Source organism: Paenibacillus sp. FSL E2-0201, assembly GCF_037963325.1.
Classification (GTDB): domain Bacteria; phylum Bacillota; class Bacilli; order Paenibacillales; family Paenibacillaceae; genus Paenibacillus_AQ.
This window is the reverse complement of the sequence record NZ_CP150154.1, coordinates 5,212,913-5,225,838: the sequence shown is the minus strand read 5'-3', so window position 1 is coordinate 5,225,838 and position 12,926 is coordinate 5,212,913. Positions and strand designations below refer to the sequence as shown.

The 12,926-nt window shown below is 43.9% G+C and carries 11 protein-coding genes; 10 read left to right on the top strand and 1 reads right to left on the bottom strand.

Translation table 11 applies throughout. The features are described 5' to 3' along the window. Positions 1–141: 141 nt before the first annotated feature. Entirely contained in the window at positions 142–1,161 is a 1,020-nt protein-coding gene (holA, locus tag NSU15_RS23610) for a DNA polymerase III subunit delta (RefSeq protein WP_339291446.1), read from the top strand. 201 nt (positions 1,162–1,362) lie between these two features. Here the strand turns inward: holA and rpsT are convergent, their stop codons facing one another. Continuing rightward, a complete protein-coding gene (gene rpsT, locus NSU15_RS23605; protein ID WP_042130412.1) occupies positions 1,363–1,635 on the bottom strand; it encodes a 30S ribosomal protein S20 in 273 nt (90 codons plus the stop codon). 318 nt (positions 1,636–1,953) lie between these two features. Between rpsT and gpr the strand changes: the two genes are divergently transcribed. From gpr to NSU15_RS23560, 9 genes are all read left to right on the top strand, one after another. Beyond that, positions 1,954–2,955, top strand: coding sequence for a GPR endopeptidase (gpr, locus tag NSU15_RS23600; protein WP_076117358.1), 1,002 nt, complete (start codon positions 1,954–1,956; stop codon positions 2,953–2,955). Positions 2,956–3,111: 156 nt separating this feature from the next. Continuing rightward, complete coding sequence (locus NSU15_RS23595; RefSeq protein ID WP_076117355.1) at positions 3,112–4,479, top strand: stage II sporulation protein P; 1,368 nt, start codon at positions 3,112–3,114, stop codon at positions 4,477–4,479. A gap of 65 nt (positions 4,480–4,544) precedes the next feature. Continuing rightward, complete coding sequence (locus tag NSU15_RS23590; protein WP_339287738.1) at positions 4,545–5,030, top strand: hypothetical protein; 486 nt, start codon at positions 4,545–4,547, stop codon at positions 5,028–5,030. Positions 5,031–5,164: 134 nt separating this feature from the next. Beyond that, the gene (gene lepA / locus NSU15_RS23585; protein ID WP_042130404.1) at positions 5,165–6,979 is read left to right on the top strand and encodes a translation elongation factor 4; all 1,815 of its coding nucleotides are present in this window, start codon (positions 5,165–5,167) and stop codon (positions 6,977–6,979) included. A 108-nt stretch (positions 6,980–7,087) separates the two neighbouring features. Then, a complete protein-coding gene (locus NSU15_RS23580; protein WP_339287736.1) occupies positions 7,088–8,893 on the top strand; it encodes a histidine kinase in 1,806 nt (601 codons plus the stop codon). Beyond that, complete coding sequence (locus tag NSU15_RS23575; RefSeq protein WP_339287735.1) at positions 8,878–9,645, top strand: response regulator; 768 nt, start codon at positions 8,878–8,880, stop codon at positions 9,643–9,645. The genes NSU15_RS23580 and NSU15_RS23575 overlap by 16 nt, the downstream gene beginning before the upstream one ends. A gap of 95 nt (positions 9,646–9,740) precedes the next feature. Further along, a complete protein-coding gene (locus NSU15_RS23570) occupies positions 9,741–11,045 on the top strand; it encodes an extracellular solute-binding protein (protein WP_339287733.1) in 1,305 nt (434 codons plus the stop codon). Positions 11,046–11,137: 92 nt separating this feature from the next. Next, positions 11,138–12,022: a sugar ABC transporter permease gene (locus NSU15_RS23565; RefSeq protein WP_231573337.1), complete on the top strand. Its 885-nt coding sequence runs from the start codon at positions 11,138–11,140 to the stop codon at positions 12,020–12,022. Between the two features lie 63 nt (positions 12,023–12,085). Beyond that, positions 12,086–12,913, top strand: coding sequence for a carbohydrate ABC transporter permease (locus tag NSU15_RS23560; RefSeq protein ID WP_076284811.1), 828 nt, complete (start codon positions 12,086–12,088; stop codon positions 12,911–12,913). Positions 12,914–12,926: the final 13 nt, after the last annotated feature.

The following is a 12,926-nucleotide window of genomic DNA, read 5'->3' as shown; positions in this document are numbered from 1 at the left end:
ATGTCTTATTTTTCTCAATTAAACGCTTACCGTCCATATAAGATGCCGAAGGTGGTTATACTTGTGCATTTTTGTCGTTTTTTTTGCTACAATAGGACTCTGGGCAAATTGGGCTAGATGAATGGAAAAGGAAGTGGCGGAATGGATGCCAAAACGGCGATAAAAGAAATCAAACAAGGGAAAATCTCACCGCTGTACCTTTTGTACGGCAGTGAAAAATTTCGAATGAATGAATTTGCGGCATTGCTGGAAGACCAGCTGATTGCCAAAGAGGATCGTGATTTCGCGGTTATTCCCTTTGATCTCTCTGAGACGCCGGTGCAGGCTGTGGTAGAAGAAGCTGAGACTGTACCCTTTATGGTAGAACGTAAATTATTGCTGGTGCGGGACGCATCGTTATTTACTGCAGGAAAAGAAAATGCCAAACTTGAGCATCGTATAGATATTTTAAGTGATTATTTGCAGCATCCTGTAGATTTCAGTGTAATCGTCTTTATGGTGAATAATGACAAGCTGGATGAGCGTAAGAAAATTGTGAAGACTGTTAAATCAGCGGGCACGGTATTAGCCTTTAACCCGCTCGGAGCAGAAGAACTGCTGCGCTGGGTGGAGAAAGGGATTCGTGAACGAGGTTGTGTGATGGCGCCCGGGACTGCGGAAATTCTCATAACCAATGCAGGAACAGGTTTGCAAGGCTTATCTGCGGAAATGGACAAGCTTTGTTTATTCGCTGGGAAGGGCGGAATCGTGGACGCAGAAGCGGTAGAGAGTCTAGTGCACCGCGGAACAGAACAAAATGTGTTCACGCTTGTGGAAGATATCGCTAACCTCCGTTTGGATAAGGCGCTTGATACGCTGTATGAGCTGTTGAAGCAGCGGGAAGAACCTATTAAGATTGCTGCGTTAATTGCGCGGCAGTTCCGAATTATTTTGCAGGTGAAGGATTTATCAGCACATAGTTATTCGCAAGGTCAGATTGCTTCGCAGATCGGACTTCATCCCTATGCAGTTAAGCTTGCAGGGGAGCAGGCTCACAAGTTCTCAAGTGAACGTCTGCGGCAAATCTTAAGTGCACTGGCTGATCTAGATTATAAGATGAAGACAGGGGCTGTAGATAAAGTGCTTGGTCTGGAGCTGTTTATGCTGCGGCTTGCAGCCTAGTTCGATGGTTACTTTAGTAGATTGTGAAGGAACTTGAAAGAATAGAATACAAGCGAAGAAGAGTGAATTCAGCTAATCATGCTGGGTTTGCTCTTTTTTTATTCACGATTATGCGATTCAGAAGGAGTTGCTGGTACAAAAAAACCCAACCGTATGAAACATAGCGGTCAGGTTCTTCAATTGCTCATTATGAATGTCGTCCTAGGCTTGAGCCTTAAGAGCGTTCAATTTCTTCGCCAAGCGGGATTTTTTGCGGGCAGCCGCATTTTTATGAACCAGACCTTTAGTTACGGCCTTGTCCAGCTTTTTGGAAGCAGCTTGGAAAGCAGCTTGAGCAGTTTCAACTTCCGTACCTGTCAGTGCTACATCAGCAGTTTTCACAGCTGTACGAAGCGCGGATTTTTGGGAAGCGTTCAGTGCACGGCGTTTTTCGTTCGTGTTTACGCGTTTAACCGCGGATTTAATATTTGGCATTGCATTCACCTCCTGTAAGACATTCGAAATCATTATCAAATGATTCACAACTTAAAATAGTTTAGCATGACCGGTAGTAAAAAGCAATACTTAAAGCTTTCAAAATAAACCATTTTAACCTGCATAAACAAGGGCTTTCTCTCGCACACTATCGACAAAAGAGCATAGGCAGAAGCTTGTAATTTGAGTTTTTGTTCAAAGTAACTCAAGGACGAAGCGAAAGCTTACAAAACTAAGTATCGCTTACGAAGCAAGTTTTGTCGAAGGTTACTCAATGAAGTGTATGCTTACAAAACCTTTAAGGAGGCTGGTATAACGATGGAACCGGATCTGCAGCTATATTCGGTACGCACGGACTTGGCGTTAGAAGCAAAGGAAATGGCCCAAGGGCCACAAAGGACGCCAATCCCTGGTGTGAACGAAGAAGTGGAAGAGTCTGATGGGATAAAAGTTACCCGGCTTGGTGTGGCTAACGCTGCCGGATCACAGGCGATAGGTCGCGCGATTGGGAATTATGTCACGCTTGAGGTACCAGCATTGCGCAATGGAGATACTGGCTTGCAGCAAAAAGTAGCTGAAGTCTTTGCTCGCGAATTCGAGGACTTCCTGATTAGGATTGGCATTGGTAAGGATGCATCTGTGCTGATCGTCGGACTTGGTAACTGGAATGTGACTCCAGATTCATTGGGGCCGCTGGTCGTGGAGAATGCGCTCATTACTCGGCAGTTTTATGAGCTGGTGCCGGATCAGGTCTCTCCAGGTTATCGCAAGGTAAGTGCTATTGCTCCCGGGGTATTGGGATTGACCGGTATCGAATCAAGTGAGGTTGTACAGGGGATTGTGGATCGTACAAAGCCGGATCTCATCATTGCCATTGACGCACTGGCATCCCGTTCGCTTGAACGGATCAATACGACAATTCAGATTGCTGATATCGGCATCCATCCCGGTTCAGGGATTGGAAATAAACGACGCGGATTGACGCAGGAAATTCTGGGTGTTCCTTGTATTGCCATCGGTGTTCCTACAGTTTGCTATGCTTCAACTATTGTAAATAATGTGCTGGAGATGATGAAGAATCATTTCGGGCAAGGAGCTGGTCACACTAAAGAAATCATGGGGATGTTGGACGATATTTCCGAGCAGGAGCGATTGTCACTGGTGAAGGAAGTTCTTGAGCCACTTGGACATGATCTGATCGTTACACCTAAAGAAATCGATGAATTTATTGAAGGTATCGCCAATATTGTAGCCAGTGGTTTGAATGCGGCCTTGCATGATGCGGTCGATCCTGAGAATGTCGGTGCTTATACCCACTAATTGAATCATAGCTAGCACAGTCCGGCGGGATGCTGATCTACAGTATCCTGTACGGGCTCTATGTCTATTCTCTCATTTTCGGTTCTACTATTTCTCGTTCACTCATAGATTTGGAGTATAAGAGATTACAGAGGGCTGGAGGAGGACATAAATATAATGAATAAAAAATGGTTTCAGCTTTGGAACATCGGCCGCTTACGTGGAAGAGTGCTGGATGCTTTATCGCTGGGAAGAACGATGCTGCTGTTGGCCGGAGGTTCGCTAGTATTTTTTATGCTGCTTGGAGCTGGTGGTTTGGCCGGACAGAAGTTGAACTCTTCACCCATTCCATCTATGAAGGGGCTTGCGGCCTCACTATCTAGTGGATTTTTCATGGAGCTGTTGGGGATGGAGGTACCGCATTTACCGAAGGGGGAAGAGCCTTCCGCTTTTTCAGGTGAAAAAGTAACTTCCTTTGTATTTCAATTGCTGACCAGTGTGAATCCGAGTGATCCGAAGAGTCTAGTCTCTCGTGAAGTGCCAGGTTTGGCAGCGGATGATCCGTTTCTATTGCGAAAAGGCTCGGGTGGTTCTACAGGAGCGCCTGTTGATTATCATCCGGGAACGGATGAACTGGCTGAGGGTGGAGGGGAAGCGGATGATCCATCTGTTCCAGACGAAGTGGACAAGCCTGAAGATACCCCATCACAGCAACCTGAAGCGACGATAACTCCGTCTCCTGAGCCATCAGGAGCTACGGGAGGCACGGATAAGAGTGATCCTCAAGGCGAGACAGATAAGGATACCTCGGTCAAACGGGTTCTTATCTATCATTCACATCCTCGAGAGGCCTATAACCCTCTACTAGGAGTGACGAACGAAAATCCAAGCTCGGCGGTTTCTTCTAAAAATGTAATGCTGGTAGGATCATATATTACGAAAAGATTGGAACAACGCGGGATTGGTACAGTTCATGCCAAAGAAGATTTTCTAACTAAAATTGCCGACTATAACTGGAATTTTTCCTACAAATACTCTCGAATGTTGGTTAAATCTGCAATGAGCTCAAACCAAGAAATGAGTGAACTTATCGACATTCACCGCGACTCGCAGCGTCATGGCAAAACAACTGCAGTGATTGATGGGAAAAGTTACGCTCAGGTGTATTTTATTATTGGACATGCGAATAAAGATTGGAAGAAGAACGAAGAGTTTGCGAACAAGATTCATCAAACGATTGAAAAGAGTTACCCAGGAATATCTCGCGGAATATGGGGAAAAGCTGCGGGTAAAGGAAACAACGGGGAGTACAACCAGACCCTCTCACCTAATAGTGTCTTGATTGAGGTGGGCGGTGTTGATAATACGGCAGAGGAATTAAAGCGAACGGCTGATATTTTGGCAGATGCTATTGCGGATGTGTACTGGAGCAGTCATGACTCGGAGAAGGTAAACGCAGCTGGAAAGGTGACAAGTCCCACAACACAAGAGAGCAAGGGACAAACCAATGCTACAGCACCCCAAAAGTCGAACGGAGCTTCTTAAGCTATAGACATTTAATTTAGAATAAACAGCTTTATTACACAAGTATTTAAAAAGGAGTGGCTTACATGTCTCGTTTCGGTAAAAAACTGGTTATGGTCGGTATTTGGGCAGGGGTCGGTATACTGTTAGGTATGCAGTTTAGTGGCAGCGGAGGAGCAACTGTCTCTAAGCTGTTGCCAGGCTGGACTGATCTATCGACTACGCCAACCAGCCAAGTGACGGGCATGCAATCACAACCGATAAAGAATGGGGTTACACAAGGTGGGCAGACTTATGTGTATGTTCCGATGGTGATCGACCCTATCACAGGTGCATATACGCCTGTTTCCCCGTTGCCACAGAATAGCAATCCTGCCCCAAATGCAGATCTTCCTCAGCAGGTGGTAAACGGGTATAGTACGAAAACTCCGGAACAGATTCTGATTCCTGAGGAACAAAAGCCGACGGTCGATGTGATAGCAGATAAAACGGCGGGCCTTCTCCAGCAGGCTTCTCAGAAGGGCATACGCTGGGTAGTTTCATTGTTCGATTCGGCGGAAGAATCACAATGATTTCAGGAGAAACAGTTATTTCACGGATACGTGAATAGCTGTTTCTTCTGTTTTACGTAAGGGCGGGATTGATGGAGTAAGCTTGTACTGTTATAATAAGTGGATTAATATCAGGCTGTCTGTGGGGGTAAGGAATGACTGACGTTCAGAAAAGACAACAACAAATTCGCAATTTCTCGATTATTGCACATATAGACCATGGTAAATCGACACTAGCTGACCGCATTTTGGAATACACGGGGGCACTAACCACGCGTGAAATGCAGGAACAGGTACTCGATCAGATGGATCTGGAGCGCGAACGCGGTATCACAATAAAGTTGCAAGCCGTGCGTTTAACCTATCGTGCAGACGATGGTGTAGAGTATTATCTCAATTTGATTGATACACCGGGACACGTCGATTTCACCTATGAAGTTTCCCGCAGTCTTGCGGCATGTGAAGGCGCGTTGCTCGTAGTAGATGCGGCACAAGGGATTGAAGCACAGACGCTTGCCAATGTGTATCTAGCGCTGGATAACAACCTGGAAATTCTGCCTGTCCTCAACAAAATTGATCTACCAAACGCTGACCCAGACCGGGTAAAGCAGGAAATTGAGGATGTTATCGGGCTGGATACCAGTGAAGCGGTTATGGCATCTGCCAAAGCCGGTATCGGTATCAAGGAAATCCTTGAGCAAGTGGTGAAGCAGGTTCCTGCTCCATCCGGTAATTCGGAAGAACCGCTTAAAGCATTGATCTTTGACTCTCATTATGATCCTTACAAAGGCGTTATCGTCTATGTGCGCGTAATGGACGGGAAGATCCGCGCAGGTTCGAAGATTAAGATGATGGCAACCGAAAAGACCTTTGAGGTTATTGAGGTTGGTGCATTTATGCCGCGTATGACCATTGTTGATGAATTGAACATCGGTGATGTTGGGTTTATCGTAGCTGGTATCAAGCATGTTGGGGATACTCGTGTCGGTGATACGGTTACCGATGCCAAGAATCCTACTGCTGAGCCGCTTCCAGGTTATCGTAAGATTAACCCGATGGTATACTGTGGTTTGTATCCGATTGAAACCTCCGATTATAACGATCTTCGTGAGGCCCTTGAGAAGCTTCAGCTTAACGATGCTTCGCTAAGCTTTGAGCCGGAAAGTTCTAGCGCACTTGGATTTGGCTTCCGTTGCGGATTCCTTGGTCTCTTGCATATGGAAATTATCCAGGAACGGATTGAACGTGAGTTCAATTTGCCGCTAATTACTACCGCACCGAGCGTTATCTACCGAATTATGCTGACCAATGGCGAAATGATTCAAATCGACAACCCGTCACATTATCCGGAAATCGGAACGATTGACTACATTGAAGAGCCGTATGTTAAAGCAGCGATCATCGTGCCTAACGACTTTGTGGGTACCGTAATGGAGTTGTGCCAGAATAAACGTGGCGAGTTCGTAAATATGGAGTATCTAGATACTAATCGTGTAACGATTACTTACGAGATTCCACTGTCAGAAATCGTTTATGATTTCTTTGATCAGCTGAAATCTGGTACCAAAGGTTACGCATCCTACGACTATGAAATTTCAGGATACCGTCGTTCGAATCTGGTCAAGATGGATATCTTGCTTAACAATGAGCAGGTTGATGCCTTGTCCTTTATCGTTCACCGTGATCGTGCGTACAACCGCGGACGTATCATTTGTGAGAAACTGCGTGGGATTATCCCTCGTCAAATGTTCGAAGTGCCGATTCAAGCCTCTGTGGGTACGAAGGTGGTTGCGCGTGAAACCGTTAAGGCGATGCGCAAAAACGTACTTGCTAAATGTTACGGCGGTGATATTTCGCGTAAGCGTAAGCTGCTCGAGAAACAAAAAGAAGGTAAGAAACGCATGAAGCAAGTCGGCAGTGTCGAGGTACCGCAAGAAGCATTTATGGCCGTTCTGAAGATTGACGAGTAGAAATTAGGTAGAGCCGGGAGAATATCCCGGCTCTATTTTTTTGAGCAGGAGAAGATTACAATAGGGTGGAAGGATTGTAAGCACATACACTGTAAGGGGAGTCCTCTTTTGAAACGATTATATTTAAAACTTACGCCAAGTACCTTTAAGAATCGGATTCTGTTAGCTTTCTTACTGTTGGTACTAACACCCATTGCCATGCTCGTTCTGTATAACTTCAAAGAGACAGAACAAATGCTTCAGGATAATGCGGAAACGAAGAACATAGAGCAGCTTATTGGGATTAAGAATGGTTTTGTTGATCTCATGAGTCTCGTTATGAAAACAGGATCATTACTTGAACAAGATACAACGATTTTATCGATAATGAAGAATCCCGAGCAATCTGATGAAATCACGAGAAAAAAGCTCGTTGAAAACAAGTTTGGAGCGATTGAAAATACATTCTTCATGAGTGGAGCGACGGTGTATTATACTTTAATCGACCTTCATGGAAACGCATACACTTCCTTTATGCCGAGGGAAACCTTGAGCTACGACGAAATCCAATCGGAAGATTGGGTTCAAGCGTTGAAGCGAGAAGGAGCGAATCGATATATATGGAATCCGAATGACAAGAATAATGTGGTCCGGGAAAGTACGACAAGTAAGAAAATGCTTAGCCTCTATGAGGTTATGCGTGATAATGGTTTTAACATTTATGCTTATGCAAGACTAAGTATCGATTATGAGGAGTGGTTTATTAAATCAACGTTAGGGAGTAAACAGGAAGGTTCTTTTTTTCTGCTCGATGCCTCAGGGAGAATGATGCTTAATCCGGATAAGGATGAGACCTTTTCTCCAGATATTGCGCAGAGTATTGTGAAGAGTGACCACCAGCGGCAGACAGAGCGTGCTGCATCCATCATCGATCCGAATGAGAAAAGCTTATACACATACAGCTACATCGAAGAGTTGAATGGTTATGTCGTTAAAAAGGTGCAGCTAGAACAGCTATTTCTTGAGGTGTATAAGCAGAAGCAACGATTTTTTGCTGTATTTGGAGTCATACTACTGCTATTTGTTCTATTAACTTATTTTATATCATCGACGATTACAGTGCCGCTAAAGAAGCTGCAGAAGAAGATGGAGATGACCGCTAAAACGAATCTCAAAATGAAATTACCCGAGCAAGGGCGGGGAGAGATTCTGGCGCTGACTCAGAGTTTCAATATAATGATCCATGATTTAAATGAGCTGTTGCAGCGTCTTCAGCTTGAAGAAAAGCAGAAGCAATTCGTTCGATTTCAGGTGTTACTTTCGCAGATGAATCCACATTTCCTACTAAATACATTGAATACGATAAAGAGCATCGCCTTAGATAAAGATGATGATGAAATTTATGGAATTTGTGTTGCACTAGGCAAAATATTGGAAACAACCTTAAATACGGAAGTGGATTTGATTCTGTTAAAGGATGAGATTGTACTAATTGAATCTTACATGGAAATTCAGCGGCAACGCTTCGGACATGGGATTGAGATTCAATATGATATCAACGAGGAACTACAATACGCATTAATTCCTAAATTCTGTCTTCAACCCTTAATTGAAAATAGCTTGATTCACGGCTTCGGTCAGTCTGTGAAACAAGGGAGAATTGATATTTCCGCTAAGGTGACTGGACAGCAACTATATCTACAGGTTAAAGATAACGGAATGGGGATAGATAGAGCACAGCTGAATAAGGCTGCACGGAAACGAAAAGGAATCGGTGTTCAGAATATTAGGGAGAGCTTAGAGCTGTTGTTCAAGAATCAACGGACAGGCATGGACATTGTATCATCAGACACAGGAACTGAAGTGATTATCCATTTTCCACTTCTTATTTCAAAACCTTACGATGGAGGTAAGCTCACATGTGGAGAACGTTAATTGTGGATGATGAACAACCCGCGGTTAAAAGTATACGGAAGTTATTCTTAAAGGCTGGAATCCCGTTTGAAATTATAGGTGAGGCGGAGAATGGAGAAGTAGGCTTGCAAATGATTCGTGAGCTTCGACCTGATGTGGTAGTGACGGATATCAATATGCCAGTGATGGATGGGGTGAAGCTCCTTCAAGTTGCGCGAGAGGAAGGCTTCGACTGTCGATTTGTAATGTTGACCGCATTGAGTGAATTTGAATACGCTCGGCAAGCGCTCGTATTTGGAGCTTCGGACTACATTCTGAAGCTATCTTTAGATCTACAAGGTTTGAAGCAGACCATGGGTAAGGTTCATGCCGAGCTGGAGCAAATGGTGAAGTTGAAAAAGGCCGATAAATGGTTTCCTGAGAAGCAACAAACGGGACCGACAGATCATGTGGAGATGAACAAAATAATTGCTTATATTGAAGAGCATTATTCTGAGGACATCTCGCTCAAATCCATGTCAGAGTTGATCCGAATGGATGCCAGCTATATAAGTGACTTATTCAAGAAAAAGACAGGGAAAACGTTGACGAATTATATTCAAGAGCGGCGTATTCAGGCTGGAAAAATGCTGCTTGCAGAGACGAAGCTAACAATTAGTGAGATTGGGCAACAGGTGGGCTTTGAGAACGATAATTATTTTATTAAAATTTTCAAAAAGTGGTGTGGCGTCACGCCAAATGAATTTCGCAAAGAACCAAAAAACGTTCTATAGTTTCCCAAATGTAGTTCATCCCCCAGAATCGGCTCTGATGATAAAGTTATAGACGTAGAGCACAACACATAATCCTTCCAAGGGGGAAGATATCGATGAAGAAAAAGTGGTATCCTGCAGTGCTTTCTGTCTTATTAGCAGGTACGATGCTGGCTGGTTGTGGTACTAGTGGAAGTAATGATGCGCAGGGCAGTGCAAATGGACAAACAGCAAAGGAGAAAATAAAGCTTACGATGTGGGGGGCAGTTCCGGCAGAAGCCGGGCCTCAAGCTGTAATTGATAACTGGAATAAAGATCATCCAGACATTCAAGTCGAGTATATCCGTAATGTAAATGATGATGCTGGAAACTTAAAGCTGGATACTGCCTTGATGACCAATCAAAACATAGACCTTTTCATGAACTACGATCTTGCTCATTTACAGAAACGTATGGATGCAGGCGTTGCCTTGGATCTAAGCACGAAGACAGATTATGATATCGACAGCCAGATCGGCGAGGACGCAGCAATGTGGAAAATCAATGATAAGTACTATGGGATTCCTACAAAGAAAAACATGGCGTTTGTGTGGTTGAACAAAGATATGCTGGATGCAGCAGGATTACCGATTCCTGCGGTGGACTGGACCTGGTCAGATCTTCAGGAGTATGCGAAGAAGCTAACGAAGCCTGGTGTGTACGGATTATTGCAGGCAGATTCCTCCTTCTCAACAACGATGGACGGTACGCTTGCTGGAATGGGTGTGAAACAGGCGGATGGTACTTCAAACTTTGGGAATGATCTATGGAAAGAACACCTGGAAATATTGCATAACATGATGTTCGTGGACAAATCCACACCGGAATATGGCGAGCAACTGACAAGTAAAATGCCGGTTGACACCATGTTCTTGCAAGGCAAAGCGGCAATGCTGGCAGCAGGTGAGTTTATTTTCCGAAATGCGAACAACTTGAAAGACTATCCGCATGATTTCAAAACCGCGTTCGCCGCTATTCCAAAAGTGAATAAAGATCAAAAGGATTATAAATATTCGGGCGGTGTGGGTGACATGCTTTCTCTTAATGCGAAATCCAAGAACCTGGACGCAGCTTGGGAGTTCGCAAAATGGTATGCGGATGGCGGTATGCTACCAATGGCAAGCGGTGGTCGTATTCCAGCCTCTAAGAGTGTAGATAGTAAGGAAGCAATGAGCCTTCTCATGAAGGGTGTGGAAGACAAATATGATACAGATTCAATGAATAAAATTGTATTCGGCAAATTCCCGTCCTTCCAGCTAAATGTAACTCAACAAGCCATTGATGCACGTAAAGAAGAGTATGAAAAATACTTCTTAAATAAGCAAGATATTGAAACCACGATGAAGAATATGCAAACCCGTTCGCAAGAGTTATTGAAATAATGAAATAGTTAGCACAAAAAGAGAAGGAGGAAGATTTCTTCGTTCTTCTCTTTCGTGTACCCATTTTTCAGCATACGAAAGGCGGCGATACCGTGAAGCGGAGAAGCTGGATGGACAGACAAGGCTGGATCGGCATGACCTTTATTCTTCCGAATATGATTGGTATTCTCTTATTCTTTATTATTCCTGCAATCTATTCCTTTGTCCTCATGTTTACGAATTATCAATTTTCAAATCCGAATTGGCAATTTACTGGGCTGGATAATCTCAAACGATTGTTCCATGACGATAATTTCTATGCCTCGATCAAATATACGGTGATATTCCTGATATCGGTTCCAGTATCGATGGTGCTCGCATTTATTGTAGCGCTATTTCTAAACCGCAGTGTGTATCTTAAAGGCGTATTACGTGGAATGTTCTTCCTACCGTATATCTCCAGTGGAGTAGCCGTTGCATTTGTCTGGATGCTGCTATTTCAGCCTTCACAGGGACCCATCAACGAAATGCTTCGCTGGATTGGCATAACATCGCCGCCAGGATGGTTTGCGGATACGGAAACCGCAATGTATGCCATTGATATCGTACAAATCTGGCTGATGCTTGGCTACAATATGATCATATATTTAGCTGCATTACAGGAAATTTCGACAGAACAGCTGGAAGCTGCCCGGATCGATGGCGCAAGCACATTCAAAACAACATGGAAAATTGTATGGCCTCTTGTTAGTCCCACAACTTTTTTATTAATGATTACCGGATTAATTATGACGATGAAATCGTTCTCGATTATTCAAGCCATTACGGCTGGAGGTCCTAGCGGAAGTACGACGGTCTTATCACTATTCGTTTATAAAACAGCATTCAGTTATTACGATATGGGATACGCTTCAGCCATTTCATGGTTCTTGTTCGCCGTCATTCTCGTCATTACAGTCATTCAGTGGATCGGCCAAAAGCGCTGGGTTCATTACTAAATGATCCCACAAAGTAAAGCTTTGCAGGGGGCCCCGAAACCATAATTTAAAGGAGCAGGCGGTATGAATGAAAAAGCAGGAAACATGAAGGTGAAACTGCCAGTAACGATCATCATGTTTGTTCTAGGACTATTTATGATTGTGCCTTTCCTATGGATGCTCAGCACATCCTTTCAGACACCTGCCGAGGTGTTTAACAAATGGCTGCCTTCATCTCTCAACTGGAGCAATCATATTCGGGTGTGGACAGGAAGTCATGATTTTGTTCCGTATTATTTAAATTCACTTAAGATTTCAATTATTGGAACTGTGGGGGCTGTGTTTCTATCTGCCCTTGCCGCTTACGGATTTTCACGTACTTCGTTCAAAGGTCGAGATGGACTATTTGTCATATATTTATCCATGATGATGGTTCCACCTCAGGTGCTTTTTGTTCCAAAGTTTATCATGTTTAACTGGGTTGGGATTTACAATACGCATTGGGCGCTGATCCTACCCGCCATGTTCTCAATCTTCGGTGTATTTATGCTTCGGCAGTTCTTTATGAGCATTCCTAAGGAAATTACGGAATCTGCTTTTTTGGATGGGGCGGGGCATTATAAGATATTTTTCCGCTTAATTCTGCCATTAGCGAAGCCAGCAATAGCAACGTTTGCTATTCTCGATTTCTCCTGGCAATGGAATGATTATGAGAATGCGCTTGTATTCTTGCAAAGCCCTAAACTATATACCATTCCGCTTGGATTGCAGAATTTTATTCTTGAGAACAATGTGGACTACAACGGGATGATGGCTGCTTCATCGGCTGCGATTATTCCAATGATTATTATCTTCTTTGTGGGTCAGAAATACATTATTCAAGGGATTTCCAGCTCGGCTGTGAAAGGCTAACTATAGGAGGGGT

Coding starts and splice junctions, on each gene's coding strand:
- holA (WP_339291446.1), top strand. CDS start 142: ATGGATGCCAAAACGGCGATAAAAGAAATCAAACAAGGGAAAATCTCA.
- rpsT (WP_042130412.1), bottom strand. CDS start 1,635: ATGCCAAATATTAAATCCGCGGTTAAACGCGTAAACACGAACGAAAAA.
- gpr (WP_076117358.1), top strand. CDS start 1,954: ATGGAACCGGATCTGCAGCTATATTCGGTACGCACGGACTTGGCGTTA.
- NSU15_RS23595 (WP_076117355.1), top strand. CDS start 3,112: ATGAATAAAAAATGGTTTCAGCTTTGGAACATCGGCCGCTTACGTGGA.
- NSU15_RS23590 (WP_339287738.1), top strand. CDS start 4,545: ATGTCTCGTTTCGGTAAAAAACTGGTTATGGTCGGTATTTGGGCAGGG.
- lepA (WP_042130404.1), top strand. CDS start 5,165: ATGACTGACGTTCAGAAAAGACAACAACAAATTCGCAATTTCTCGATT.
- NSU15_RS23575 (WP_339287735.1), top strand. CDS start 8,878: ATGTGGAGAACGTTAATTGTGGATGATGAACAACCCGCGGTTAAAAGT.
- NSU15_RS23570 (WP_339287733.1), top strand. CDS start 9,741: ATGAAGAAAAAGTGGTATCCTGCAGTGCTTTCTGTCTTATTAGCAGGT.
- NSU15_RS23560 (WP_076284811.1), top strand. CDS start 12,086: ATGAATGAAAAAGCAGGAAACATGAAGGTGAAACTGCCAGTAACGATC.